The sequence below is a fragment of the Streptomyces sp. SCSIO ZS0520 genome, from assembly GCF_025643355.1.
Classification (GTDB): domain Bacteria; phylum Actinomycetota; class Actinomycetes; order Streptomycetales; family Streptomycetaceae; genus Streptomyces; species Streptomyces physcomitrii.
The window spans coordinates 5,926,440-5,952,617 of record NZ_CP092644.1 but is presented as its reverse complement, the minus strand read 5'-3'; the positions used below and the strand labels follow the sequence as shown (position 1 = coordinate 5,952,617).

General features: G+C 72.8%; 23 protein-coding genes. 12 read left to right on the top strand and 11 right to left on the bottom strand.

The window, feature by feature from the left end; genetic code table 11:
* Positions 1-65 precede the first annotated feature (65 nt).
* Positions 66-839 carry an SDR family NAD(P)-dependent oxidoreductase gene (locus tag MID12_RS23760; protein WP_263170592.1) on the top strand — a complete coding sequence of 258 codons (774 nt, stop codon included), beginning with the start codon at positions 66-68 and terminating at the stop codon, positions 837-839.
* Between the two features lie 186 nt (positions 840-1,025).
* Complete coding sequence (locus MID12_RS23755; RefSeq protein ID WP_263170591.1) at positions 1,026-1,379, top strand: hypothetical protein; 354 nt, start codon at positions 1,026-1,028, stop codon at positions 1,377-1,379.
* Between the two features lie 57 nt (positions 1,380-1,436).
* On the opposite strand, the gene MID12_RS23750 is transcribed toward MID12_RS23755, so the two are convergent.
* The 3 genes from MID12_RS23750 to MID12_RS23740 form a co-directional block, all read right to left on the bottom strand.
* The gene (locus MID12_RS23750) at positions 1,437-2,015 is read right to left on the bottom strand and encodes a DUF4287 domain-containing protein (RefSeq protein ID WP_263170590.1); all 579 of its coding nucleotides are present in this window, start codon (positions 2,013-2,015) and stop codon (positions 1,437-1,439) included.
* 147 nt (positions 2,016-2,162) lie between these two features.
* Positions 2,163-3,092 (bottom strand): oxidoreductase, encoded by a 930-nt coding sequence (locus MID12_RS23745; RefSeq protein WP_040253828.1) that lies wholly within the window; start codon positions 3,090-3,092, stop codon positions 2,163-2,165.
* A 121-nt stretch (positions 3,093-3,213) separates the two neighbouring features.
* A complete protein-coding gene (locus MID12_RS23740) occupies positions 3,214-4,455 on the bottom strand; it encodes an MFS transporter (protein ID WP_263170589.1) in 1,242 nt (413 codons plus the stop codon).
* 208 nt (positions 4,456-4,663) lie between these two features.
* Between MID12_RS23740 and MID12_RS23735 the strand changes: the two genes are divergently transcribed.
* Positions 4,664-4,798, top strand: a complete 135-nt coding sequence (locus MID12_RS23735) for a hypothetical protein (RefSeq protein ID WP_257786947.1) — start codon at positions 4,664-4,666, stop codon at positions 4,796-4,798.
* A 199-nt stretch (positions 4,799-4,997) separates the two neighbouring features.
* Positions 4,998-6,575 carry an aKG-HExxH-type peptide beta-hydroxylase gene (locus MID12_RS23730; protein ID WP_263170588.1) on the top strand — a complete coding sequence of 526 codons (1,578 nt, stop codon included), beginning with the start codon at positions 4,998-5,000 and terminating at the stop codon, positions 6,573-6,575.
* A 182-nt stretch (positions 6,576-6,757) separates the two neighbouring features.
* Here the strand turns inward: MID12_RS23730 and ppdK are convergent, their stop codons facing one another.
* The 3 genes from ppdK to MID12_RS23715 all read right to left on the bottom strand — a co-directional run bounded on the left by ppdK (position 6,758) and on the right by MID12_RS23715 (position 12,025).
* A complete protein-coding gene (ppdK, locus tag MID12_RS23725; protein WP_040253820.1) occupies positions 6,758-9,466 on the bottom strand; it encodes a pyruvate, phosphate dikinase in 2,709 nt (902 codons plus the stop codon).
* A gap of 453 nt (positions 9,467-9,919) precedes the next feature.
* Complete coding sequence (locus MID12_RS23720; RefSeq protein ID WP_263170585.1) at positions 9,920-11,140, bottom strand: ROK family transcriptional regulator; 1,221 nt, start codon at positions 11,138-11,140, stop codon at positions 9,920-9,922.
* 330 nt (positions 11,141-11,470) lie between these two features.
* Positions 11,471-12,025, bottom strand: coding sequence for a MarR family winged helix-turn-helix transcriptional regulator (locus MID12_RS23715; protein ID WP_263170583.1), 555 nt, complete (start codon positions 12,023-12,025; stop codon positions 11,471-11,473).
* A 97-nt stretch (positions 12,026-12,122) separates the two neighbouring features.
* Between MID12_RS23715 and MID12_RS23710 the strand changes: the two genes are divergently transcribed.
* On the top strand, positions 12,123-12,839 hold the full coding sequence (locus MID12_RS23710) for an SDR family NAD(P)-dependent oxidoreductase (protein WP_263170582.1): 717 nt from the start codon (positions 12,123-12,125) through the stop codon (positions 12,837-12,839).
* A 379-nt stretch (positions 12,840-13,218) separates the two neighbouring features.
* Positions 13,219-13,548 (top strand): hypothetical protein, encoded by a 330-nt coding sequence (locus tag MID12_RS23705; protein ID WP_263170581.1) that lies wholly within the window; start codon positions 13,219-13,221, stop codon positions 13,546-13,548.
* Between the two features lie 104 nt (positions 13,549-13,652).
* On the opposite strand, the gene dusB is transcribed toward MID12_RS23705, so the two are convergent.
* On the bottom strand, positions 13,653-14,846 hold the full coding sequence (gene dusB, locus MID12_RS23700) for a tRNA dihydrouridine synthase DusB (protein WP_186095468.1): 1,194 nt from the start codon (positions 14,844-14,846) through the stop codon (positions 13,653-13,655).
* Positions 14,847-14,909: 63 nt separating this feature from the next.
* Between dusB and MID12_RS23695 the strand changes: the two genes are divergently transcribed.
* Positions 14,910-16,373: an MFS transporter gene (locus tag MID12_RS23695; protein ID WP_263170579.1), complete on the top strand. Its 1,464-nt coding sequence runs from the start codon at positions 14,910-14,912 to the stop codon at positions 16,371-16,373.
* On the opposite strand, the gene MID12_RS23690 is transcribed toward MID12_RS23695, so the two are convergent.
* On the bottom strand, positions 16,346-17,338 hold the full coding sequence (locus MID12_RS23690; RefSeq protein WP_263170578.1) for a helix-turn-helix transcriptional regulator: 993 nt from the start codon (positions 17,336-17,338) through the stop codon (positions 16,346-16,348). The genes MID12_RS23695 and MID12_RS23690 overlap by 28 nt on opposite strands.
* A gap of 101 nt (positions 17,339-17,439) precedes the next feature.
* Between MID12_RS23690 and MID12_RS23685 the strand changes: the two genes are divergently transcribed.
* From MID12_RS23685 to MID12_RS23675, 3 genes are all read left to right on the top strand, one after another.
* Positions 17,440-18,870 (top strand): MFS transporter, encoded by a 1,431-nt coding sequence (locus MID12_RS23685; RefSeq protein WP_411576997.1) that lies wholly within the window; start codon positions 17,440-17,442, stop codon positions 18,868-18,870.
* Positions 18,871-19,339: 469 nt separating this feature from the next.
* The gene (locus MID12_RS23680; protein WP_263170576.1) at positions 19,340-20,356 is read left to right on the top strand and encodes an aldo/keto reductase; all 1,017 of its coding nucleotides are present in this window, start codon (positions 19,340-19,342) and stop codon (positions 20,354-20,356) included.
* Between the two features lie 25 nt (positions 20,357-20,381).
* A complete protein-coding gene (locus tag MID12_RS23675) occupies positions 20,382-20,981 on the top strand; it encodes a TetR/AcrR family transcriptional regulator (RefSeq protein ID WP_263170574.1) in 600 nt (199 codons plus the stop codon).
* A gap of 247 nt (positions 20,982-21,228) precedes the next feature.
* Here MID12_RS23675 and MID12_RS23670 read toward each other — a convergent pair whose 3' ends face one another.
* From MID12_RS23670 to MID12_RS23660, 3 genes are all read right to left on the bottom strand, one after another.
* Positions 21,229-22,053, bottom strand: coding sequence for an endonuclease I family protein (locus MID12_RS23670; RefSeq protein WP_040253794.1), 825 nt, complete (start codon positions 22,051-22,053; stop codon positions 21,229-21,231).
* A gap of 286 nt (positions 22,054-22,339) precedes the next feature.
* Positions 22,340-22,546, bottom strand: a complete 207-nt coding sequence (locus MID12_RS23665) for a hypothetical protein (RefSeq protein ID WP_040253792.1) — start codon at positions 22,544-22,546, stop codon at positions 22,340-22,342.
* A 125-nt stretch (positions 22,547-22,671) separates the two neighbouring features.
* Positions 22,672-24,054, bottom strand: a complete 1,383-nt coding sequence (locus MID12_RS23660; protein WP_040253788.1) for a glycine--tRNA ligase — start codon at positions 24,052-24,054, stop codon at positions 22,672-22,674.
* A gap of 244 nt (positions 24,055-24,298) precedes the next feature.
* On the opposite strand from MID12_RS23660, the gene MID12_RS23655 reads away from it, so the two are divergent.
* Together MID12_RS23655 and MID12_RS23650 are read left to right on the top strand one after the other, a co-directional pair.
* Entirely contained in the window at positions 24,299-25,321 is a 1,023-nt protein-coding gene (locus tag MID12_RS23655) for a metal ABC transporter substrate-binding protein (RefSeq protein ID WP_263170571.1), read from the top strand.
* Between the two features lie 56 nt (positions 25,322-25,377).
* The gene (locus tag MID12_RS23650; protein ID WP_263170570.1) at positions 25,378-26,166 is read left to right on the top strand and encodes a metal ABC transporter ATP-binding protein; all 789 of its coding nucleotides are present in this window, start codon (positions 25,378-25,380) and stop codon (positions 26,164-26,166) included.
* Positions 26,167-26,178 lie beyond the last annotated feature (12 nt).

Below are 26,178 nucleotides of genomic sequence, written 5' to 3'. Positions count from 1 at the left end.
CCCTCCTCTCCCCTCCCTTCCTTCCCTCCCTCCCCAAGTCCGCCTTGCCACAGAGGAGTTCATCGATGTCGCAGCAGCCCCGTGCCCGTTTCGCCTCCCGCAGCGCCCTGGTCACCGGGGGCGGTTCCGGGATCGGGCGGGCCGTCGCGCTCGCCCTGGCCGCCGAGGGGGCCGCGGTGCTCGTCACCGGGCGCTCCCCCGACGCACTGGCGGAGACGGTCGCCCTCGTGGAGGAGGCGGGCGGCACCGCCCGGGCCCAGGTCGCGGACGTGACACGGGCCGAGGAGGTGCGGGAGGCCGTCGCGGCGGCGGTGCGGCACTTCGGCTCCCTGGATGTCGCGGTGAACAACGCGGGCGTCTTCCGCGGCGGACCGCTCACCGAACTGACCGCCGAGGACTGGCAGTTGCTCCTCGCCACCAATGTCACCGGGGTGCTGAACTGCCTCCAGGCCGAGATCCGCCGGATGCGGACCCAGCCGGGGGGCGGCGCCATCGTCACCATCGGCTCCAACCTGGGCGCCCACCTCAGCCACCCCGGCACCGCCGCCTACGGCGCCACCAAGGCCGCGGTCTCGGCACTGACCCGGGGCGCGGCCCGCGAACACCTCGCCGAGGGCATCCGTATCAACACGGTCAGCCCCGGCCCCAGCGCCACCGCGATGTCGCTGCGGCCCGGGGAGAGCGAGGCGGAGCGGGCCGCCCGGATGAAGGAGGAGTCGCCGCTGGGCCGGGTCTCCACGACGGCGGAGGTCGCCGCGGCCGTCCTCTACCTCGCCTCCGAGGAGGCCGCCTCGGTGGCGGGCGCGGACCTGGTGATCGACGGCGGCGCGGCGGCCTGAGCACCGACCGGGGGCGCCGGTTCCGCCCGGCGCCCCCGGTCCCCCGGGCCCCTCCGAGCCGCCCGGCGGTGAGCGGAACCGGCGGCCCGCGACCGGACGTCTGCCCCTCGGGGCGTTATCCGGAAGGCCTGCGGGGTACCGGTTGATGTCCGCCAACCGTCCCCAGTGGCAACGGAGTTGCTCCCCATGAAGACCCTGACGACCCTGAAGACCGCCAAGACGAAGACCGCGGACACCGCGAAGACCCCGAACACCGCGGTCACCGCGAAGAGCCCGGCCGCCGCGAAGGGCGCGAACACCGCGAGGACCGGCCTGCGCGCGACCGCCGCCGCCGGGTGCCTGCTGCTCGCCGCGCTCGGCACGACCGGCTGCGACAAGGACAAGGACTGCGACAAGGCGGCCCCGGCCGGGGCGGTCGTGGTGGCGCAGAGCCACCCGGACGACTCCGTCGTCGGCAAGGGCGGCCGGGGCGGCGGCAAGGGCGGCCGGGGCTCGGGCGGCCACCACTCCTCCGGCGGCGGGGACGACTGCGACGACTGACCGGCAGCCGCCCGGCGGCGTCCGGCGCCCGGCGGCGAGCAGCGGCCGGCGGGCGCCTCAGGACTCCAGGAGCACCTTCAGCGCGCCGAGCCGCTCCCGCCAGAACTCCTTGTACGTGGCGACCGCCTCCACCCCGGGCAGGCGGGTGTGACCCACGCCGAGCCGGGTCTTCTGCCCGGTGACGGCGGTCAGCCGGACCTCGATACGGCTCACTCCGCCGAAGGCGTCCTCGAAGTCGGCGGTGACCGAGCGGGCGGGCCGGTGGGTGCGCAGCGTGAAGCCCTCCTCGGGCAGCCAGTCCCGCCGGATCCCGGGGTCGGCGAAGGCCTCGATGACGCGCGCCGCCGAGGTGTTGACGGTCGTGCTCGCGCTCGCCTGCCACTCGCCGTCCCGGCTCTGCCCGGCGGCCCGCAGCCCGCGCTGCTGCTCATAGCCGACGGTGATCGACTGGGCGTACCAGCCGCCGACCCCGTGCGCCTCGCGCACATGCCGGGCGATCTCGGTGTGGCTTCTCGCCGCGGCTCCCCAGTCGTCGAGGGCGGTGAACCAGTCGGCCCAGCCCCGCCCGGTCGCGGCGCGCAGTGCGCCGTCGGACACCTTCTCGGTGATGCGTTTGCCCGCGGTCGACTCGCTCATGGCGCCGACGCTAGAAGCGCACCCGGCCGCCCGCAATGCGAACGGCCACCGGTCTCGGCCCTCGGGCACCGGTGAAGCACAAGGCGCACGCGGCGCAGCACAGCGTACGGACGAGGGGCCGGGGAGCGCGGCCCGCGGCGAGCAGGGTCAGAGGCTGAGCGCGCTGTAGTGGACCCCGGTCAGCTCCTCGGAGGCCGTCCAGAGGCGTTCGCCCGCGGTGTCGTTGAGGGTCCAGGGGGCGCGCCAGGAGCGGGCCGGGGCGCCGCGCCACTGGAGCAGGCGCGGTCCGGTGAAGGAGTCCGGGGTGACCCCGGGCGAGGTCGCCGCGAACAGCGAGGGCAGCGCGCCGTCCTCCGCGGGCTGGGCGAAGATCCGGTTGCCGAGCAGGGCGAGGCGCTCCGCCGCCTTGCGGCCCTCCATCCGTACCCCGGCGGTCTGCAGATTGGTGGAGGCGTACCCGGGGTGGGCGGCCGCCGCGACGACGTCGGAACCGGCGGCGGCGAGGCGGCGGGCGAGTTCGTGGGTGAAGAGGAGGTTGGCGGTCTTGGAGCGGCCGTAGGCGATCCAGCGGCGGTAGCCGCGCTCGCTGTTGAGGTCGGCGATGTCGATGTTGGAGAGCACGTGCAGCCCGCTGGAGACGGTGATCACCCGGGCGGCCGGGGTGTCGAGCAGCAGCGGAAGCAGCCGGCCGGTGAGCGCGAAGTGCCCGAGGTGGTTGACGCCGAACTGCGACTCGAAGCCGTCCTTGGTGAGCACATGCGGCAGCGCCATCACGCCCGCGTTGTTGACGAGCAGGTCCAGCCGCTGGTGCTCGCGCACGAATCCGGCCGCGAACTCCCGTACCGATTCCAGGGAACCGAGGTCGAGGGCGCGCAGCTCCAGCTCGGCGCCGGGCACCGCCCCGCGGATCAGCTCCACCGCCGCCTCGCCCCGCTCGGTGCTGCGGCAGGCGAGCACCACCCGCGCGCCCCTGCGGGCCAGCTCCCGCGCGGTGACCAGACCGAGGCCGCTGTTGGCGCCGGTCACCACCGCCGTGCGGCCGCTCTGGTCGGGGATGTCGTACGCGGTCCAGCCCATGACGGTGCTCCTTGTACTGGTGACGAGGACCTGGCAGGTACGGGCCAGCGTACGGTGTCCGGCCCCCGCACCCGCCGAAAAGGGAGGGAAGCGCCCCGGGCCGGGCCACCGCCTGCGGGGGCTAGAGCTTTTCGGCCGAGGTGCCCCGGCGGGCCAGATCGGCCGCGACGCAGACGGTCGCGAGCCCGGCGAGCGCCATGGCCGCACCGGCGCCGGTGAACTCGGCGAGGACGCCGCACAGCGCGGGCCCGATGCCCTGTACGGACATCAGCCCGGCGGAGAGGAGTCCGAAGGCCTGGCCGCGGCGGGCCTCGGGGACGGCGTCGAGGAAGCGGCGCTGGATGCCGAGGGCGTAGGCGAAGCCGGTGCCGCTGAGCACGAGGAGCAGGGCGCAGACCGGCCAGGGCGGATGCCAGGCGAAACCGGCGAGCGGCAGGCCGAGGACCACGACCAGCGCGGCGACCAGGCGTTCGCGGGTGGCGGGCCGCAGCAGGCGGCCGACGGCCAGATCGCCGAGGAGCATGCCGACCGGCAGGCAGGCGAGCAGCGGTCCGGCCGTCCCCTGCGGGAGTCGCTGCTCCCCGGCGAAGGGCACGATCAGGCTCTCGGCGCCGGTCGCGAAGAGCGGCGGCAGCCACTGCGCGAGCAGCAGCGGGCGCACCGCCGCGTCGGCGAGGAGCGCCCTGCTCCCCGCCCAGCTGTGCCGCAGCACCGCGCGGGAGCCGCGCCCCTTGGCGCGCTCCGCCGGTGCGGCGGCGGGCAGATCGGGCAGCCCGAGGCGCACGGCGAGCCCGGCGAGCAGGAAGGCGCCCGCGCTGAGCAGCAGGCTGCCGCGCGCGCCGAGGAGGGCGACGGCGGCGCCGCCGAGGGCGAGTCCGGCGAGCTGGGCCGCGGAGGAGGCGATATTGGACAGCGAGCGGCCGAGGACATAGGCGTCGCCGGTGAGGGTCTCGGCGACGAGCCGGGCGGAGACGCCGCTGAAGACCGGGGTCAGCACGGCCACGCAGGACAGCAGGACGAGGAGCACGGCGACCGGCGGGCGGGCCAGGCCGAGGTAGGCCGCCGAGCTGCACTGCAGCAGATGGCCCGCGGTGAGCAGCAGCCGGGGGCGCGTCCGGTCGGCGAGCGAACCGAGGAAGAAGGACCCGGCGAGCTGCGGCAGGAAGCCCGCGCCGAAGGTCAGGGCGCCGAGCAGGGGCGATCCGGTCGCGTCGAAGACCAGCACCGACAGGGTCATGATCCGCAGTGCCTCGGCCGCGACCGCCAGGGTCCGGGTCCAGAAGAGCAGCCGGAAGCGCCGGTCGGCGAGCACCTCCCGGTAGGTGGTGCGGGCCTCTCGGGGTGTGGACGGGGGCGGGTTCACGGACAGGAGCGTGCGGATCGGCCGCCCGCGCGGCCCCCGGTTACGCCCGGAGCGTAAGTACGAAGGTGTGTTCGCCGGGGTGCGGGACAACATTCTGGGCAACGGCCCCTGCGGCCGGGACATCCGGTCCCGGGGCTCGGGCCACCGTGACAGGGCGTCAACTGCCCTGCCCGGCATGGTTTGTCCACCGACGAACGAAGGACTGAACATGCTCATCGACCACATCGAGACCCCCGAACTGGCTCCGGCCGCCTACCTCGACGAAGAGGCCGCGGCCGTCGCCACCGACGCACCGGAGGAGCGCGCCTGGCTGCCCTCCTACCAGGCCTCGCTGAGCGCCTGACGCCGGGGCGCCTGATCCAGGCGCCGCCGGCGGGGCACCGGGTCCCGAGGGGCCCGGTGCCCGTCCGGCACCGAAGCGCACCCTGCGCCGGTGCCCCGGCCCGCGCCCCCTCCCCGGGGCCGGGTCCTCGCCAACTCCTCTTCCTGACCCCGCTGTTCGCGCTCCAGGCCCGCTGTTCGAACCGAAGGACGGTCCCCCGTTGTCCGCTTCCCCTTCCGTCGCCGCCCCGGTGGGCGACGTGGTGGCCCAGGCCGACGCCCTGCTCTGCGCCGACCGGCAGTACGGCGACTCCGCCGCCATCGGCGAGCGCAACCTCGCCCGGTTCCGGCTCGGCCTGACCCTGCTCGCCCGGCAGGACGAGGAGGCGGCGCCGCTGCTGCGGGCGATCGCCGCGGCCGAGGCGGAGCAGCTGCGCCCGCTCCTCTACGACCCGGTCCTGCGCAACTGCTTCGAGGTGGACCTCGTCCGGCTGGAACGCGGCCGGCTCGACGGCAGCTCCTTCGCCGTGCACGCACGGGAGTTGACGGCCACTCAGCAACTGGTGGCCTCGACTGCCGTTTCGGACAAGGCCGTTGGGACAGCGGCCGAGCCTGGCGAGACGGAGGCCATCGGCCCCTGCGAGAGCCTGACCGTGCCGCAGCTGCGCGCCTGGCCCGGACTCGGGGACGCCTGGGTGCTGACCGGCCTCGCTCCGCGGGACGGCGCCGAGGAGCAACTCGGCGGGCGGCTCATGGAGTTGTACCGGGACGCGCTCGGCGCGGGCCACACCGCCGAGCCGCTGCTGCCCTCGGCGGAGGTCAGGTCGGTCCTGCGGGAGGGCGCGGAACTCCTCGCCGCCCTGCTGCCCGCCACGGGCGCGGGGGTGCTCCGGCACGTCACCATGGTCGGCTTCACCCACCGGGAGAGCGAGGAGGGCCCCCTCCAGTCGATGTCCGGCGGCGACCCGCTGCCCTCGGCGGTGCTCCTCGCGCCCGAACGCTGCGCCTCCCCCTGGCTCGCCGCCGAGAGCCTGCTGCACGAGGGCTCCCATCTGAAGCTCTTCGACGCGCTGCGCACCGGCGCCGTCGTCCGCAACGCCACCGAACGCGTCCCGATCCCCTGGCGCATCGGCTCCTGGACCGTCATCCGGGTCTTCGTCGCCCTGCACTTCTACGTCCATCTGCTGGCCTTCCGGGCGGCCGGGACGGCGGCGGGCGCGGAGATCCGGGAGCGGTTCGGGACTCCCCCGCCGCCCGAGGAGCTGGACGAGCCCAGCCCCGGCACTCCCGCCGCCCTCGCCGGTACCCACCGGACCAGTGAGGAGCGGGCCCGCTACCTCGCCGGGCAGGTGCTCGCGCTGCCGCCCGAGGCGCTCACCGAGAACGGCCACCGATTCGCCCGCTGGCTGCTCGCCGCCCTGCGGCTGGTGGACGCGGACGCCCCGCGGCCCCCGGAGCGGACGGACCCGGACCCCCGGGACACCGAGACCCCGGCGGCGGCCACCGCGGAGGCGCCGCCCGCGGGCGCCACCCTCCGGCGGACCGCCCCGGTGGACGCCTGCGCCCTGCCCGGGCTCGGCCAACTCCTCGTATCGGCGGGGCAGTCGGGCCGGATGCACTGGCTGGGCGCCCGCGCCTGGACGGTCTACTCCCTGTGCGAGCAGAGCGGCCCCGAGGCCCTGTACCCGGCCTACGCCCGCGCCTGCGGGCTCGACGCCGAGTCGCCCGAGGTCCGTGCGCAGGTGGACGGGAGCCTGCGGCAGCTGCTTGCCGCCGGGCTCGTGAGCTGGGAGGCGTAGGCGGAAGGGACGTACGGGGAAGACACCGCCGTACGGAGAAGGGCCGTACGGAGGAGAGCCGTACAAAGAAGACGGAGAGAGGCGGCACCCCCGCACAGGGTGCCGCCTCTCAGGTGCACCGGGGCCGCCGCCGCGTCGGTGAGGGTCGGGGTGACCCGGCGGCGGCCCCGGAGGCAGCGGGGTCAGCGGCTGTCGCTGCCCTTGGAGGCCGCCGCGGCGCGGCCCGCCTCCAGCCGGGCGACCGGGATGCGGAAGGGCGAGCAGGAGACGTAGTCGAGGCCCACCTCGTGGAAGAAGTGCACCGACTCCGGGTCGCCGCCGTGCTCACCGCAGACGCCGAGCTTGAGGTCGGGGCGGGTCTCGCGGCCCGCCGTGACGGCGTCGCGCACCAGCTTGCCCACGCCGTCCTTGTCGATGGTCTCGAAGGGCGAGACCCCGAAGATGCCCTTCTCCAGGTAGGCGGTGAAGAAGCTGGCCTCCACGTCGTCGCGGGAGAAGCCCCAGACCGTCTGGGTCAGGTCGTTGGTGCCGAAGGAGAAGAACTCGGCGGCCTCGGCGATCTGCCCGGCGGTCAGCGCGGCCCGCGGCAGCTCGATCATGGTGCCGAGGGCGAGCCCGAGGTCGCTGCCGGTGGCGGCCTGGACCTCGGCGATGACCTGCTCGGCCTCGTCGCGGACCAGCTCCAGCTCCTGGACGGTGCCCACCAGCGGGATCATGATCTCGGCGCGCGGGTCGGCCTTGGCGGCCCTGCGCTCGGCGGCGGCCTCGGCGATGGCCCGTACCTGCATGGTGAACAGGCCCGGGATGACCAGGCCGAGCCGGACGCCGCGCAGGCCCAGCATCGGGTTCTGCTCGTGCAGCCGGTGCACGGCCTGGAGCAGGCGCAGGTCGTTCTCGTTGGCGTCCTTGCGGGACTCGGCGAGGGCGACGCGTACCGAGAGTTCGGTGATGTCGGGCAGGAACTCGTGCAGCGGCGGGTCGAGCAGCCGCACGGTGACCGGCAGCCCGTCCATCGCCTCGAAGAGTTCGACGAAGTCCTTCTTCTGCAGCGGGAGCAGCTCGGCGAGGGCGGCCTCGCGCTCCTCGTCGGTGTCGGCGAGGATCAGCGACTCGACCAGCTCGCGGCGCTCCCCGAGGAACATGTGCTCGGTGCGGCACAGGCCGATGCCCTGGGCGCCGAAGCGGCGGGCGCGGGCGGCGTCCTCGGCGTTGTCCGCGTTGGCCCGTACCCGCAGGCGGCGTACGCGGTCGGCGTAGGCCATCACCCGGTGCACGGCGCCGACCAGTTCGTCCGCGTCGTCGGCGCCCGCGTGCATCCGGCCCTCGAAGTACTCGACGACCGGGGAGGGCACGACCGGGACCTCGCCGAGGTAGACCTTGCCGCTGGAGCCGTCGATGGAGACGGTGTCGCCCTCCTCGACGACCACGTCGCCGACGGTGAGGCGGCGCCGCTTGGTGTCGACCTCGATCTCCTCGGCGCCGCAGACACAGGTCTTGCCCATGCCGCGGGCGACGACGGCGGCGTGCGAGGTCTTGCCGCCGCGCGAGGTGAGGATGCCCTCGGCGGCGATCATGCCGTTGAGGTCGTCGGGGTTGGTCTCGCGGCGGATGAGGATGACCTTCTCACCCGAGCGGGACCACTTGACGGCCGTGTAGGAGTCGAAGACGGCCTTGCCGACGGCCGCGCCCGGCGAGGCGGCGATGCCGCGGCCGAGCAGCTCGGTGGCGGCCTTGTCGTCGAAGCGCGGGAACATCAGCTGGGCCAGCTGGGCGCCGTTCACCCGCTGGAGTGCCTCGGCCTCGTCGATCAGGCCCTGGTCGACCAGCTGGGTGGCGATCCGGAAGGCGGCGCCCGCGGTGCGCTTGCCGACCCGGGTCTGGAGCATCCACAGGGTGCCGCGCTCGATGGTGAACTCGATGTCGCACAGGTCCTTGTAGTGCGTTTCGAGCGTCTCCATGATCTGCATCAGCTCGTCGTACGACTTCTTGTCGATCTTCTCCAGATCGGCGAGCGGCACCGTGTTGCGGATACCGGCGACGACGTCCTCGCCCTGGGCGTTCTGCAGGTAGTCGCCGTAGACGCCCTGGTGGCCCGAGGCGGGGTCGCGGGTGAAGGCGACGCCGGTGCCGGAGTCGGGGCCGAGGTTGCCGAAGACCATGGAGCAGACGTTGACGGCGGTGCCGAGGTCGCCGGGGATGCGCTCCTGGCGGCGGTAGAGGATGGCCCGCTCGGTGTTCCAGGAGTCGAAGACCGCCTTGATGGCGAGGTCCATCTGCTCGCGCGGGTCCTCGGGGAACTCGCGCCCCGCCTCGGCCTTGACGATCTTCTTGAAGGCCTTGACCAGCTTCTTGAGGTCGGCGGCGTCCAGCTCGATGTCCGTCTTGACCTTCTTGGCCGCCTTGGCCGCGTCGATCGCGTCCTCGAACAGCTCGCCGTCGACGTCGAGCACGGTCTTGCCGAACATCTGGATGAGGCGCCGGTAGGAGTCCCAGGCGAAGCGCTCGTCCCCGGCCTGCTGCGCGAGGCCGGCCACCGAGGCGTCGGAGAGGCCGATGTTGAGGACGGTGTCCATCATCCCGGGCATGGAGAACTTGGCGCCCGAACGGACCGAGACGAGCAGCGGGTCGTCGGCCTGGCCGAGCTTCTTGCCCATCTTCTTCTCGAGGGCGTCGAGGTGCGCACTCACCTCGTCGCGCAGCGCGGCCGGTTCGGTGCCGCTGTCCAGGTAGACCTTGCAGGCCTCGGTGGTGATGGTGAACCCGGGTGGCACCGGGAGACCGAGGTTGGTCATTTCGGCGAGGTTCGCACCTTTTCCGCCGAGCAGGTCCTTGAGGTCGCGGTTTCCCTCGGTGAAGTCGTAAACGAACTTCTGCTCTTTGTTTTCCGACACGGGTCTCGACTCCTCGAGGACTCGGTGGCTGCCCTGACGGCGAGGAACATACCCAGATCGAAGGCCCATGGGTACGTCCACTCAGCCGTCATACCGCTGTAACCCGGTGTCCGCCAGTGGATCGAAGAGCGGTCCGGCCACCACCGGCCAGGAAGATCACATTCCAGAAGTCGAAGGAGTCCACGCGCGTATACCGCCTCTACGCGCTCACCTGAGCGTGCCTAACGACAAGTGGGTTCACTTCTTAAATGATCGAGCGGTGGCACTCCGTGCCACCCCCTTTGAGAGTTGCACCCGTCACGAATGCGCTCATCTGAGCACACCCCTTATCAAGGTGGCGAGAATCACGCCTCTCATGGGACTCCGGATTTCATCATCCGGACCGGGATGTTCCCTTTGCGGACAGGCCGCCCCCGGCGGGCGGACGCGGACCGCCGGACACCCGCCGGGGTTTCACAGCCCCCGCGCCGCCAGCCGCTCCTCCACCCGCGCCGGGGCGTAGAGGTCCTCCACCACCAGGGCCGCCGCCCCCACCAAACCCGCGCGGTCGCCGAGTCGCGGGGTGACGATCTCCAGGTGGGCGGTGGAGCGGGGCAGGGCGCGCTCGTAGAGGAGTTCGCGGACGCCGGTCAGGAAGGGGGTGCCCGCCAGGTCGCCCGCGAGCATCAGGACGCCCGGGTTCAGCAGGGTGACCACGGTGGCCAGCACCTCGCCGAGCCGCCGGCCGGCCTCCCGGGCGAGGCGGGCGGCCTCCGGGTCCCCCGCGAGCAGCAGGGCGCGCACCTCGGCGCCGCCCGCCGCGGGGATGCCGGCCCGGGTCAGCCGGTGGGCCAGGGCCCGGCCGCTGGCCACGGCCGCCAGGCAGCCGTACGCCCCGCAGGTGCAGGGCTCCCCGGCACCCTCGGCGTCCGCGGCGATCCGGATGTGGCCGATGTCGCCCGCGCCCCCGTCGATGCCCCGGTACAGCTCGCCGCCGACCACCACGCCCGCGCCGATGCCGGTGGAGACCTTGACCAGGGCGAAGGCCGCGCAGTCGGGGAAGGCGGCGCGCTGCTCCCCGTACGCCATGAGGTTGGCGTCGTTGTCGACGAGCACCGGGGTGTCCGGGGCGCCGCCCGTGTGGGCGGCGAAGGCCTGGCCGAGCAGCGCGGGTATCGCCGCCCCGTCCCAGCCGGGCATGATCGGCGGCTGGACGACGGTGCCGCTCGCCACGTCCACCGGGCCGGGCACCGCGAGGCCGATGCCGCAGACCACCTCCGGGGCGCGGTCGGCGCTCTTCAGCAACTGCCCGAACCAGCGCCCGAGTTCACCGAGTACGGCCTCGGGGCCCGCGGCGATGTCCAGCTCCGCCTCGTGCCGGGCGAGCAGTTCGCCGCCGAGCGAGAGCAGGGCGGCCCGGGCGTGCCGGGTGTCCAGGTCGGCGGCGAGGACGACCGCGTGCGCGTCGTCGAACTCCAGCCGGACGGAGGGGCGTCCGCCGAGCGGCGAGTCCACCGGACCGGCCGGGCCCTCCCGCAGCCATCCGGCGCGGAACAGCCGGTCGAGCCGCTGGCCGACGGTGGCCCGGGACAGTCCGGTCGCCTCCTGGAGCGCTCCGCGGGTGGTGGCGCGGCCACTGCGGACGAGGTGGAGCAGGTCGCCCGAGCTGGTCGCACCGCTCTGGTTTCTGGCCATCCCCACTCCTCGCCTGCCCCTTGCTTCGGTCAAGTGCGCATTACATAGTGAGTTCTGCCTGTTAAATAGGCGTAACCCTACGGTAGTTGCCGCCGAACTCCTCGGCGGCCCGTCCTCGGGGAGGATGAGTGGACCGCTCGACCCAACTGGCCGCCCGGCCCACGGCACTTCCCGGGGGCCATCCTGCACCGCCCGGCGGACCGCACCGCGAACACCCTCGCCCCGCACCGGACTTCACCCGCGACGGCGACCCGGCGGCGGAGCCTCAGGTCGGGGCTGCCGGAGAGGCCGGGGCCGCCGGAGAGGCCGGGCGGGACCGGGCCGGAGGGGTCACTCCGGCCGCCGGGCCATCCGCTGCCGTACATCGGCGAGGAGTTTGCCCAACAGGCCGGTCAGCGCGGCGCGTTCCTCCTCCGTGAGGCCCTGGACGAGAAAGGCCTCCCGGCCGAGCACCGCGTCCACGGACCGCTCGATCAGCGCGTGGCCCGCGTCCGTCAGCTCCACCAGGACGGTACGGCGGCCGGTGGTTCCCGGTGTGCGCCGGACCAGTCCCTCCCGCTCCGCCCTCGCGACCCGCTGGGAGACCGCACCGGCGGTCACCAGGGTGCGGGCGGCGATCTCGCGGGTGCTGAGGGCGTAGGGCGGCCCGGAGCGGCGGACGACCGACAGCAGGTCGAGGGTGGCCGCGTCGATCCCCGCCTCCCGCAGCACCCGGCCGCGGTCGTCGGCGAAGAGCTTGCCCAGCCACCACAGGGGCGTGACGATCTCGATGGACTCGGTGGGGGTGCCCGGCCGCTCCCGCTGCCAGGCCGCGGCGATCCCGGCGGCGGAGGGGGCGGGATCCTGGGGAGCGGGATCCTGGGGAGCGGGGGTCGTCTCGGCCACGGTTGCTTTCCCGCCGTCCTCGATGGCGTGTACGTTTAGATCTAAACGTAGAGCATCGGATCCGACCACGGAGCACCCGAGGGTGGCAGGAGGAGCCTTGACCCGCACCGTTCTCATCACCGGAGGCACCAGCGGCATCGGCCGGGCCGTCGCGGCGGCCTTCGCCGCCGAAGGGGCCGAGGTCCTCCTCACCGGACGCACCCCCGCCACCGTCGAGGCGACCGCCGCGGAGCTGGGGGTGCGGGGCCTCGTCTGCGATGCCTCCGACCCCGGGCAGGTCCAGGCGCTCGCGGACCGGCTGTCCGCGCTGGACGTCCTGGTCAACGCCGCGGGCGGCCTGCCCCCGGCGGCCACCGGTGACCAGCCCGCCCTGGAGACCCTGCTCGCCCAGTGGGGGGCCGGCCTGGCGCAGAACCTGCTCACCGCCGTGCTCACCACGGCCGCCGTCCAGGACCGGCTGCGCCCCGGCGGCTCCGTCGTCAGCATCGGCTCGATCGGCGCCGAACGCCGCGGCGGCTCCTACGGCGCGGCCAAGGCCGCACTGGGCGCCTGGAACGCCTCCCTCTCCGCGGAACTCGCCCCCCGGGGCATCACCTGCAATGTCATCTCCGCCGGGTACATCGCCGGAACGAACTTCTTCCAGGGGCAGTTGAGCGAGGAACGCCACCGCGCCCTGGTCGCGGAGACCCACGACAAGCGGGCGGGCACGGTCGAGGACATCGCGGCGACCGTCGCCTTCCTCGCCTCACCCGGCGCCCGCCACCTCACCGGCCAGACCCTCCATGTCAACGGGGGCGCCTTCACCACGCGGTAGGGGGCGGGGGCGTGGCGGCGACTCCGGCCCGCGGCCTGGTGGAGCGCCCTCGCCGGGTGCCCCGCCACCTGAGTAGGTACCTGCGGTCCGTCTGAGTACCTGCGCCGATTCCTGGCGGCCCGCCGCCGAACAGACTGGCACCACTCCCCCGCCGGGGCCGGAGCCAGAGCCGGAGTCAGAGAGGGCGCCTGAGATGTTCGGACCGCCGCAACACCCTTACAGCCGCCCGCAGTCCGGTGCCGGACCGGTGCTCCCGCCGGGCACCCGGACGCTGCCGGGCCCGCGGACACTGCCTCCGCAGGGGCCGGGGACGCTTCCGCCGAGGAGGCCGGGGACGCTGCCTCCGCAGGGGCCGGGGACCTGGTGGGCGCCCGGCCCGGTGCGGCCCGCCGCGCGGAAGACGGGGACCGCCTCGGCGCTGGCCGCCGTCTTCTGGAGCATCACCGTGCTCTCGCTCGGCTGGCTGGTCTTCTGCGCGCTCAACATCAGCTTCTGGGCAGCGATCGCGGGCGGCAACCCGCTGCCGTACTTCCTCTTCCCGGCCGGTGGACTGGCCGCCGTGATCGCGGTGGTCGCGGTGATGAACGCCTTCCTCACCGCCAAGGGCCTGCCCCGCCAGGTCAAGCTGGCCGCCCTCGGCGCGGTGGCCTTCCCGGGACCGCTGGCCGGGGTCCTCTACACCTTCTACTGGCTCTCCAGCGCGACCTGAGGTGTTCCACCGGCTTCCCGCGCGCCCTGAGCGGCAGCGGCCACCGGGCCCCGGGCCCGACGCATCGGGGCACGGGCCCGAACTCCCCTTCCGCCCCGGGGAGTTCAGCCCCCCGAGGTGTCCAGCTCCGCGTCCTCGCCGAGGCCCGCGCAGTCGTAGGGGTCCTTCAGCCAGCCGTCCGGGAGGACCACCCGGTTGTTGCCGGAGGTCCGTCCGCGCGGGCCGTCCGCACCGGCGGGCCAGGGCTGGTCGAGGTCCAACTCGTCCAGACCCGCGGCCAGTTCGGCGAGCGAGGAGGTGACGGCGAGCCGGCGGCGCATCTCGGAGCCGACCGCGAAGCCCTTGAGGTACCAGGCCACATGCTTGCGGAAGTCGACGACCCCGCGCGCCTCCTCGCCGATCCACTCACCGAGCAGCGCGGCATGACGGAGCATCACCTCGCGCACCTGCCGCAGACTCGGGGCCGCGGGCGCGCCGCCGCCCTCGAAGGCGGCCACCAGATCCCCGAACAGCCAGGGCCTGCCGAGGCAGCCGCGGCCCACCACCACGCCGTCGCAGCCGGTCTCGCGCATCATCCGCACGGCGTCCTCGGCGCACCAGATGTCGCCGTTGCCGAGGACGGGGATCTCCGGGACGTGCTCCTTGAGGCGGGCGATCGCCTCCCAGTCGGCGGTGCCGCCGTAGTGCTGGGCGGCGGTACGGCCGTGCAGGGCGATGGCGGTCACACCCTCCTCGACGGCGATCCGGCCCGCGTCCAGGAAGGTCAAGTGGTCGTCGTCGATGCCCTTGCGCATCTTCATCGTGACCGGCAGCTCCCCGGCCCCGGTCACCGCCTCGCGCAGGATGGAGCGCAGCAGCGGGCGCTTGTAGGGCAGGGCGGAGCCGCCGCCCTTGCGGGTCACCTTGGGCACCGGGCAGCCGAAGTTGAGGTCGATGTGGTCGGCGAGGTCCTCCTCGGCGATCATGCGGACCGCCTTGCCGACCGTCACCGGGTCCACCCCGTACAGCTGGATCGAGCGCGGCTTCTCACTCGCGTCGAAGTGGATCAGCTGCATGGTCTTCTCATTGCGCTCGACCAGTGCCCGGGTCGTGATCATCTCGCTGACGAAGAGTCCCCGGTGCCCCGCGCCGGGCTCGGCGGGCGTGGCGGCGCCCCAGCCCTCGCCCTCGGCGAAGGAGCGGCACAGGGTGCGGAAGGGGGCGTTGGTGATGCCCGCCATGGGGGCGAGCACGACCGGGGGCGTGACGAGATGCGGACCGATCGCGAGGGTCCCGGGGGCGGAGGGCGGCGTGGGCATTCCCCCATTTTCACGTATCCGGGCCCAGGAACCAAAGTCATTAGTTAGCCGTACTATTGATGGATGCACGAACTGTCCCACCGGCGCCGGATGCTCGTCCTCGGGATCTGCTGCCTGAGCCTGCTGATCGTCAGCCTCGACAACACGGTGCTCAATGTCGCCCTGCCCGCCATCCAGGACGACCTGGACGCCGATGTCGCCGGACTGCAGTGGACCATCGACGCGTACACCCTGGTCCTCGCCTCGCTGCTGATGCTCGCGGGCTCCACGGCCGACCGGATCGGGCGGCGCCGGGTCTTCCGGTGCGGGCTCCTGCTGTTCACCCTCGGCTCCGTGCTGTGCTCGCTCGCCCCGAGCCTCTCCGCCCTCGTCGCCTTCCGCATGATCCAGGCCGTCGGCGGCTCGATGCTCAATCCGGTCGCCATGTCGATCATCACCAACACCTTCACCGAACCCCGGGAGCGCGCCCGGGCCATCGGCGTCTGGGGCGGCGTGATCGGGATATCCATGGCCGCGGGCCCACTCGTCGGCGGACTGCTCGTCGACTCGGTCGGCTGGCGCGCGATCTTCTGGCTGAACCTTCCCGTCGGCCTCCTCGCCCTGCTGCTCACCACGCGCTACGTCCCCGAGTCCCGCGCCCCCAGGCCCCGGCGGCCCGACCCGCTCGGCCAGCTCCTGGTGATCACGCTGCTCGGCTCCCTGACCTACGCGATCATCGAGGCGCCCACCGAGGGCTGGACCTCACCGGTCACCCTCGGCCTCGCCGCCCTGGCCCTCGGCGCGCTCGCCGGTCTCCTGTACGTCGAACCCCGCCGCCGCGAACCCCTCATCGACCTGCGCTTCTTCCGCAGCGCACCCTTCAGCGGCGCCACCGTCATCGCGGTCTGCGCCTTCTCCGCCCTGGCTGGCTTCCTCTTCCTGAGCACCCTCTACCTCCAGCACGTACGAGGGCTCAGCGCGCTGCACGCCGGTCTGTGGACGCTGCCGATGGCCGCCGTCACCCTGGTCTGCGGACCGCTCTCCGGACGGCTGGTCGGCAGCCGCGGGCCCCGCCTCCCGCTGGTGATCGCGGGCCTCGCCATGACGGTCAGCGGGATCCTCTTCGCGGCCTTCGGGGCGCAGCGCTCCGACGTCGGACTCGTCGCCGGGTACGTCCTCTTCGGCATCGGCTTCGGCTTCGTCAACGCGCCCATCACGCACACCGCGGTCTCCGGGATGCCGCGCGCCCAGGCCGGGGTCGCGGCCGCGGTCGCCTCCACCAGCCGCCAGATCGGCCAGACCCTCGGGGTCGCCGTCATCGGCGCCGTCCTCGCCTCCGGGGTCGCGGCGGGCAACGGGCAGGCCTACCGCGACAGTTACGCCTCGGCGGCCACCCCGGCCTGGTGGATCCTCACCGGCTGCGGGGCCGCGGTACTGCTCTTCGGGCTGCTCACCAGCGGCCGCTGGGCACGCGGCACGGCCGCACGCACCGCCCGGCGGCTCTCCGCGCCGGAGACCGCTCAGGACCCGGCCACCGCCAGGGCGTGAAGCCGCTCCAGCTTCGTACGCGACTCCTCGTCGGCGGGCGGATAGGTCACCATGCGCGGGCCGCCCGAAGGACCCAGCCACAGATCGGTGTGCACCAGGGAGACCAGCCCGACCAGGGCGTTGCGGAACTGCTTGGTCTTGCTGTGCTGGCCCACCACCTCGTGCCGCGCCCAGGCCGCGCGGAACTCCGGCGAGGAGGTCGTCAGCCGGTGGAGCAGCACCTTCCAGGCGGGCTCGGCGAGATGCCCCGCCATCGACACCCGGAACTTCGCGGCCATCACCCGGCTCGTCTCCTCCGCGAGCACCAGGGAGGAGCGCCACTCCTCGTTGGTGAAGCAGAGCACCATGCAGTTGCGGTCCTCGGGCGGTATGCGGTCCAGGTCGCAGAGCAGGCGCCCGTAGGTGCGGTTGTAGGCGAGGATGTCGTACCGGCTGTTCTGTATGCAGGCGGGGACCGGCTCCAGCTGTTCGAGGAGCAGGCGCAGGGCCGGGGTCACCGAGGGGCAGGGCGTGCCGGGCGCCGGGTCGACGACCGCGGCGAGGGCGAACAGATGGCCCCGCTCGGTGGCGTCGAGGAGCAGGGTGCGGGCCAGCGCGTCGAGAACCTGGGCCGAGACCTGGATGTCGCGGGCCTGTTCCAGCCAGGTGTACCAGGTGACGCCGACCGTGGAGAGCTGCGCGACCTCCTCGCGGCGCAGCCCCGGTGTACGACGGCGGCGGCCCCGGGGGAGGCCGACCTGCTCCGGGCTGATGCGCTCGCGGCGGCTGCGCAGGAAGGCCGCCAGCTCGTGCCTGCGGATCTCGGCCTCGGGGCGCGGGGCGGGGTCGGTCTCCGCCGCGGGGACCGGTGCGGAGGCGTCGCTCAGAGCGGGCGCGGGTGCGGGTGTGAGTGCGGGGAGGGAGCGGGCCGGGTCGCCGGGGGGAGCAGTCCCGGCGGGAGCCGACCGCCGTGCCGTGGTCGTCATGGGACCAGCCTGCCGGATCCCCGAAACTGTTGCCAGGTACTGCCGATACCAGGATAAGGAGTCTCTGGTACCCGGCTGTGCGAGGCCCCACGCTGAGGAGCGTGAGCAAAACCGGAACACTCCAGGCACCCCTCCGCACCGCCCCGCCCGCTCCCGGGCTGAGCGAGGCCGGGCTGATCACCCTGCTGCTCGGCGCGGCCCTTCCGCTGATCGACTTCTTCATCGTCAACGTCGCCCTGCCCACCATCGCGCACGACCTGTCCGCGGGCGAGGCCCTCCTCGAACTGGTCGTCGCCGGGTACGGACTCGCCTACGCGGTCCTGCTCGTCCTCGGCGGCCGGCTCGGCGACCTCTTCGGCCGCCGCAGGCTCTTCCTGTTCGGCATGGGGGCCTTCGGCCTCACCTCACTGGCGTGCGGGCTCGCCCCCGACGCCTGGAGCCTGGTCGCCGCGCGCGTCGCCCAGGGCGCGGCCTCGGCCCTGATGCTGCCGCAGGTCCTCGCCACCATCCAGTCCTCGACCACCGGCCACCAGCGCGCCCGCGCCATGAGCATGTACGGGGCGACCGCCGGGCTCTCCATGGTCGCCGGGCAGATACTGGGCGGCGTCCTCGTCGCCGCCGACCTCGCCGGAACCGGCTGGCGGGCCGTCTTCCTGGTCAATGTGCCGGTCGCCCTGTTCGGCCTCCTCCTCGCCGCCCGGACCGTCCCCGAGACGCGCTCCGCGCACCCCGAACCGGTGGACATACCCGGCACCCTGCTGCTCGGCGCGGCCCTGCTCGCCCTCCTCGCACCGCTGACCGAGGGCCGCGCCGCGGGCTGGCCGCTGTGGACCTGGCTCGCCCTGGCCGCCTTCCCGCTCGCCGCCTGGGCCTTCTACCGGGTCGAGCGGCGCGCGGACCGGCTCGGCCGCACGCCGCTGGTCCCGCCCAGCCTCTTCCGGCTGGTGGCCCTGCGGCGCGGGCTGGTGATGCTGGTGCCCTTCTCCATCGGCTTCAGCGGCTTCATGTTCGTCATCGCGGTCGCCCTCCAGGGGGGCGCGGAACTCGGCCCGGTCCAGGCGGGCCTGGCCCTCGCCCCCATGGCGGTCGTCTTCTTCTTCACCTCGCTCGCCGGACCGCGCCTGGTCACCCGGTACGGCACCCGGGTGGTGACCGCGGGCGGGCTCATACAGGCCCTCGGCGTCGGCCTCCTCGCGCTGGCCGCCCTCAGCCAGTGGCCCGACCTGGACCTGCTGACGCTGCTGCCCGGCGCGGCGGTGGCGGGCATGGGCCAGGCGCTCCAACTGCCCGTACTCTTCCGGGTCATCCTCGCCGAGGTACCCGCGGCGCGGGCCGGTGTCGGCAGCGGCGTGATGATCACGACCCAGCAGTCCGCCCTCTCCCTCGGTGTCGCCACCCTGGGCTCGCTCTTCCTCTCCCTGATCCCCGGCATGGGCATGCGCGACGCCCTGCTCGTGACCCTGGGGGCCCAGCTGGCGGGGATCGCCCTGACGGTGGGGCTGAGCTTGCGGCTGCCGCGGGAGGTGGGGTGAGGGGGTAGCCGGGTGAGGCGGTGCGGGGGGGTGAGGCGGTGAAGGGTAATGGGTGAGGGCCATTTGGGGAGTTGGGGGCTCGGGCGGATCCCGGAGTGGGGAGTTGAGGCTGGGAGGGGGCGCGGGGACACAGGGACCCGGGCGAGGACGCGAGGGCACCAGGGCACGAGGGCCTGAAGACGCGAGGGCGCGAGGACGCAGCCCGAGGGCGCGGTAGGGATCCCGCCGAGCGAGGTGGATGACGAGTGACAGCCAACAGGTAACAGATGACAGATATTGAAATCTGTCATCTGTTATGCCAAGGTTGACACCACCCCTCCCCCGCCCTCGCCCTCATCTCCCGTCTTCACCCCTCACCCCGCACCCCCTCACTCCTCTCGCCCCGCACCCTTCACCACCCCCCTCGCCCCATCGCCCCTCACGCCTCGCCCCTCCCTCCCCACCCCCTGACCGGAAAGGGCCCCTCCCCATGACCTCCCCCACCCCCCTCCGCCCCCTCGGCTCCACCGGCCCCCAGGTCTTCCCCCTCGGCCTCGGCTGCATGGGCATGTCCGCCCTGTACGACGACGCCGACCGGGGTGAGTCCCTCGCCACCGTGCACGCCGCGCTGGACGCCGGGGTCACCCTCCTGGACACCGGCGACTTCTACGCCATGGGCCACAACGAGCTGCTGGTCGGCGAGGCCCTGCGCACCGCTCCCCCGGCCCTGCGCGAACGCGCCCTGACCAGCGTCAAGTTCGGCGCCCTGCGCGACCCGGACGGCGGCTGGACCGGCTACGACGGGCGCCCGGCCGCGGTGAAGAACTTCGCGGCCTACTCGCTCCAGCGGCTCGGCGTCGACCACATCGACGTCTACCGGCTGGCCCGGCTCGACCCGGACGTCCCGATCGAGGAGACCGTCGGCGCCGTCGCGGAGCTGGTCGAGGCGGGACACGTACGGCACATCGGCCTCTCCGAGGTGGGGGCCGAGACGATCCGGCGGGCCGCGGCCACCGCGCCCATCGCCGACCTGCAGATCGAGTACTCGCTGATCTCGCGCGGGCCGGAGGAGCGGATCCTGCCCACCACCCGGGAGCTCGGCATCGGTATCACCGCCTACGGGGTGCTCTCCCGCGGGCTGATCTCCGGCCACTTCAGCCGCGACCGGGAGCTGTCGGCGACCGACTTCCGGGCGCACAGCCCGCGGTTCCAGGGCGAGAACCTCCAGCACAACCTGGAGCTGGTGGAGGCGCTGCGTACGGTGGCCGAGGGCAAGGGCGTGAGCGTCGCGCAGACGGCGATCGCCTGGGTGCTCTCGCGCGGGCAGGACATCGTGCCGCTGATCGGCGCCCGCACCCGGGCCCGCCTCGCGGAGGCGCTCGGCGCCCTGGACGTACGGCTCGACGAGGCGGACCTCGCGGCGATCGAGAAGGCGGTGCCGCCCGGCGCCGCGGCGGGCGACCGCTACCCCGAGCCGCAGATGGCCCACCTCGACAGTGAGCGCTGACAGAGGCGCCGGGTACGGTTCGTCCATGACGAAGCCCGCAGCGCTGACCGCCGAGCGCATTCTGCAGGAGACCGAGGAAGTGCTGCGCACGCACGGCGCGTCCAGGGCCACCGTGATGGACGTCGCCCGTGCCCTCGGCGTGAGTCACGGCACCGTCTACCGCCACTTCCGCACCAAGGCGGAGCTGCGCGAGGCGGTGACCCGGCGCTGGCTGAAGAACGCCTCGGGCGCCCTCGTGCTGATCGTCCAGGAGAGCGGGGAGAGCGCGCCGGACAAGCTGCGGCGCTGGCTCTCCGCGCTCTTCGCGGCCAAGCGCCGCAAGGCGGGCGAGGATCCGCAGCTCTTCGCGACGTACGAGGGGCTGCTCGGCGAGCACAGCCAGGTGGTCGAGGAGCACATCGGGGAGCTGGTCGGCCAGATCGAGGAGATCCTCGAACAGGGCGTGGCCCGCGGCGAGTTCCGCTATCCGCACCCGGATCCGGCGATCAGCGCCCGCGCGGTCTTCGACGCCACGGCGCCCTTCCACGACCCGAAGCACGCGGCCGGCTGGCACCGCTCCGGGATCGAGACGGAGTTCTCGGCCGTGCTCGACCTGGTCCTGCTGGGCGTGACCGTCCCCTCCTGAGCCGACGCCTCCTCCTGAGTCGGTTTCCCTTCCTGAGTCGGCGTCCTCTCCCGAGTCCCGAGTCGGCACCCCGCCCTTTCGCTCACCGAGCCGAAAGAGAGCCGCCCCGGGCCGGATCACCCTCTGGACAGGGGGAAACCGCTGAGCCCCGGAGACACCACCACCGCGAGGGGTGGCGCGCTCCGGGGCTCGGCGACACAGCAGCCGGACGGACTGCTGCCTGATGGACTGCTCGGGCTGCCGCCGACTACCAGATCGACTCGACCCACTCCGGGTGGTCGACGAACGGGTTCCTGTTGTGCTGGAACTGGTCGAAGATGACCTGGTTCCGGTTCTGCTCGAAGGCGTCCGGCGGGTCCTCGTCGCTCCACTGCTTGAGCACGGAGAGCTTGCCGATGTTGGGCGCCGAGCCGTTGTCGACCTGGTCGTTGGGCTCCAGGTCGGCGAAGCCGTCGTCGCCGTCGTAGCGGACGGCCATGTAGAGGATCATCCGGGCGACGTCGCCCTTGACCGCGTCGCGGGGCTCGAAGGAGTCGTCGTCGGTGAGGCTGCCGGGCGCCTCGTCGACGGCGCTGCCGCCGTTGTCGAAGTCCTTGTTGCCGCGGACGCTGTTGACCGAGACGTCCTCGGGGCGCAGGTGGTGCACATCGGTGCCCGGACCGGTCGCGGTGCCGAAGTCGCCGTGGCTCTTGGCCCAGACGTGCTCGCGGTTCCAGTCATCGGGGTTGCCGCCGTTGGAGTCCTTGCTCTGCGAGCGCCCGCTGTAGAGCAGGACGACGTTGGCGGAGTTGTCCGGGTCCTCGTCGGTGACCTTGAGGGCGTCCCAGACCTCGTCGTAGCTCAGCTTGGTCTGCTCGCTGATGATGGTGTGCAGGGCGCCCTTGAGCTCCTCGCCGGTCTTGCCGATCGCGCCCTCGTAGTACGTGTCGTCGTAGGCGGTGACGGCCGACCGCGCGCCGTCCGCACCGCGTTCGGCGGGCGTGAGGCCGAAGGAGGGCGCCTGGCCGGCGGTGGCCGCGGCGAGCGCCAGGGCGGCGATGAGAGCGCCGCGCGATATACGTGACTTGTCCACGGAAGAATTCCTCTCCCCGGGGGGCGGTACCTGCCACACGGAAGGTGGGGGGGTGGCACATACCGGACCGGCAGGCAGCCGGACGCAAGAAGCCTGCCAGCGCCCGCACTTGGACACAAGGGCATCACAGCAGGTGGCCGCGCGTAGACCCGGCTATTCCCACCCAGGTCCGGCGCCCGCCGGCTGCCGTACACCCGCCGGAAACAGACGGGACGCCCGCCGAGAGCTCCGGGAAACCGATGGCGTTTCCCCAGGAAGGCGCATACGCGGGAGGACCGGCGGCGGTTCAGTCCTCCGCCGGGTCGACGGTCGCCTGGTGCGCCTCGGCGAGGTGTTCCTCGGCCTTCAGCCAGGGCAGGAACTGGGCCTTCTTCTGCCAGTCGCAGGTCGCGCAGCGCAGGGCGCGCTGGACGCCCGACTTGCTGACGTGGACGGTGTGTTCCCGTCCGTGCTGATCCCATCGGCTGACCTTGCTCGTGGTCATGGACGGCATCGGGGGCCTCCTGGGTCGGGATGCGCCCAGTGTGCAACGGGGCCCCCGCTTCCGGATACGGAATCGGGGGCCCCGCAAGGGAATTGACGGTGCGGGCCGTCAACTCCGGGTGTACTCGTGGTGGTTCAGCAGCCGATGAGGCGACCTGCGAGGTATCCCTCGATCTGGTCGAGGGATACCCGCTCCTGCTTCATCGAGTCGCGCTCGCGGATGGTCACCGCGTTGTCGTCGAGGGTGTCGAAGTCGACGGTGACGCAGAAGGGCGTACCGATCTCGTCCTGGCGGCGGTAGCGGCGGCCGATGGCGCCCGCGTCGTCGAACTCGATGTTCCAGTGCTGGCGCAGAGCGGCGGCGAGGCCCTTGGCCTTCGGGGACAGCTCCGGGTTGCGCGAGAGCGGCAGCACGGCGACCTTGACCGGGGCCAGGCGCGGGTCGAGGCGCAGCACGGTGCGCTTCTCCAGCTTGCCCTTGGCGTTGGGCGCCTCGTCCTCGACGAAGGAGTCGAGCAGGAAGGCCAGCATGGTGCGGCCGACACCGGCGGCGGGCTCGATGACGTACGGCGTCCAGCGCTCCTGGGCCTCCTGGTCGAAGTAGGAGAGGTCCTGGCCGGAGGCCTTGGAGTGCGCGTTCAGGTCGTAGTCGGTGCGGTTGGCGACGCCCTCCAGCTCACCCCACTCGCTGCCGCCGAAGCGGAAGCGGTACTCGATGTCGGCGGTGCGCTTGGAGTAGTGGGAGAGCTTCTCGGCGGGGTGCTCGTACCACCGCAGGTTCTCCTCGGAGAGGCCGAGACCGGTGTACCAGTTCCAGCGCTGCTCCATCCAGTACTCGTGCCACTTCTCGTCCTCGCCGGGCTTGACGAAGAACTCCATCTCCATCTGCTCGAACTCGCGGGTGCGGAAGATGAAGTTGCCGGGCGTGATCTCGTTCCGGAAGGACTTGCCCATCTGGGCGATGCCGAAGGGCGGCTTGCGGCGCGAAGTCTGCTGCACCAGGCCGAAGTTGGTGAAGATGCCCTGGGCGGTCTCCGGGCGCAGGTAGGCGACGGAGCCGCTGTCCTGGGTCGGGCCGAGGTGGGTGGAGAGCAGGCCGGAGAACTGCTTGGGCTCGGTGAAGGTGCCCTTGTTGCCGCAGTTGGGGCAGTTGAGGTCGGCGAGGCCGTTCGCCGGGGTGCGGCCGTGCTTCTCCTCGTACGCCTCCTCCAGGTGGTCGGCGCGGTAGCGCTTGTGGCAGGAGGTGCACTCGGTCAGCGGGTCGGTGAAGGTCGCGACGTGGCCGGAGGCCTGCCAGACCTCGGTGGCCAGGATGACCGAGGAGTCGATACCGACGACGTCCTCGCGGGACGTGACCATGTAGCGCCACCACTGGCGCTTGATGTTCTCCTTGAGCTCGACGCCGAGCGGACCGTAGTCCCAGGCGGCGCGCTGGCCTCCGTAGATCTCACTGCACGGGTAGACGAAGCCACGGCGCTTGCTCAGGCTGACGATGGTGTCGATCTTGTCGGCGGCCACGGTGCTCTCTTCATTACGACGGAGAAATGGGACGGGGGGCGGCGCGGGAGCGCCTCGGTAAAGGGCTTGCGGTCGAGTGGCGGGCGAGGAATGAGGGCTAATGCATCAGGTTACCGGCGCCCCGGGTACCCGGATCAAATCGGTTGGGCGGCCGGGAGCGCGGACCGGCCGGGCCGGGGGCGGACCGAGGGATCAAGATCGCTGTAGTTGACAATCGTTTCCAGTTTTAGTGAAAATGAGTGTCATGAACGTACGACGCCGCCCGACTCCCTCCCGCATATCCACCGCCCTCGCCGCCACCACGGCCGCGGCGCTCGGCCTCGGTGCCCTCACGGCCTGCTCCACCTCCTCCGGGGACGGGAAGGTCGACGGGAAGCTGGACGTCGTCGCCTCGTTCTACCCGATGCAGTTCCTCGCCGAGGAGATCGGCAAGGAGCATGTGAAGGTCAGCAACCTCACCGAGCCCGGCACCGAGCCCCACGACCTGGACATCAGCGCCCAGCAGACCGGTCATCTGCAGAAGGCCGGTCTGGTCCTCTATCTGAAGGGGCTGCAGCCCGCCGTCGACGAGTCCGTGGCGCAGTCCAGCGCGAAGGTCAAGGTGGACGCCGCCACCCTCACCTCGCAGGAGAAGCACGGCACCGAGGTCGGCGGCCACGCCGAGGAGCACGACGAGCACGGTGACCACGAGGAGCACGGCGAGGAGGAAGGCCACGAGGGGCACGGCCACGACCACGAGCACGGCGGCCTCGACCCGCACATCTGGCTGGATCCGGTGAAGTACGCCGAGGTCGCCGAGGGCGTCGGCAAGGCCCTGGAGAAGGCCGACCCGGACCACAAGGCGGACTACCGCAAGAACACCGCGGCCCTGGTCGGCAAGTTGGACGCCTTGCACGGCCGCTTCGAGAAGGGCCTGGCGAAGACCGATACCAAGGTCTTCATCACCACCCACGCCGCCTTCGGCTACCTCGCCGAACGCTATGGTCTGACCGAAGAGGCGATCTCCGGTCTCGACCCGGAGAGCGAGCCGAGCGCGGGACGCGTCCGGGACCTGCAGAAGATGGCGAAGGCCGACGGCGTCACCACCGTCTTCTACGAGACCCTCGTCTCCGGCAAGACCGCGAAGACCCTCGCCGACGACGGCGGCCTGAAGACCGATGTCCTCGACCCGGTCGAGGGGATCACCGGCAAGTCGAAGGGCGAGGACTACCTCCAGGTCATGGACGCCAACCTGGCGGCGCTCAAGAAGGCACTCGGCTCCCAGTGACGACGCCCGGCGGCGGGAGACCGCCGTCCGGCAGGCAAGGACGGAAGGCGCGAGCCATGGACACTCCGGAAGCCACCCGCGGCGGTGAGCCGGTCATCGAGCTGCGGCAGGTGAGCGCCGAACTGGGCGCGCGGCCGGTGCTGCGCGGAGTCGACCTGCGGGTGGGACGGCGCGAGGTGGTGGCGCTGCTCGGCGCCAACGGCTCGGGCAAGTCCACCGCGATCCGCACCATCGTCGGCCAGGTCCCGGTCACCGGCGGGGAGATCCGCCTCTTCGGCACCCCGCGCCGCCGCTTCCGCCAGTGGTCGCGGGTGGGCTACGTACCGCAGCGCACCACGGCCTCCTCCGGGGTGCCCGCCACCGTCACCGAGGTCGTCTCGGCGGGCCGCCTCGCGCGCACCCGCTTCGGGCCGATGCGCCGCGCCGACCGCGAGGCCGTCCACCGCGCCCTGGAGCAGGTCGGCATGGCGCAGCACGCGGGCGACCCGGTGGAGGCGCTCTCCGGCGGCCAGCACCAGCGGGTCCTGATCGCCCGCGCGCTGGCGGCCGAGCCGGAACTCCTGATCATGGACGAGCCGATGGCGGGCGTCGACCTGGCGAGCCAGGAGGTGCTGGCCAGGACCCTGCGCGCACAGGTCGGCGCGGGCTCCTCGGTGCTGCTCGTGCTGCACGAACTCGGGCCCCTGGAACCGCTGATCGACCGCGCCGTGGTGCTGCGCGACGGCTGCGTCCTGCACGACGGCCCGCCGCCCGAGGCGGTCGGCCAGCACGCGCTGCCGGGCCACGACCACGTCCACCCGCACGACCCCGCCCCCCAGCCGCTGCGCTCCGGACTGCTGAGCTGACGAGGCCGAAGG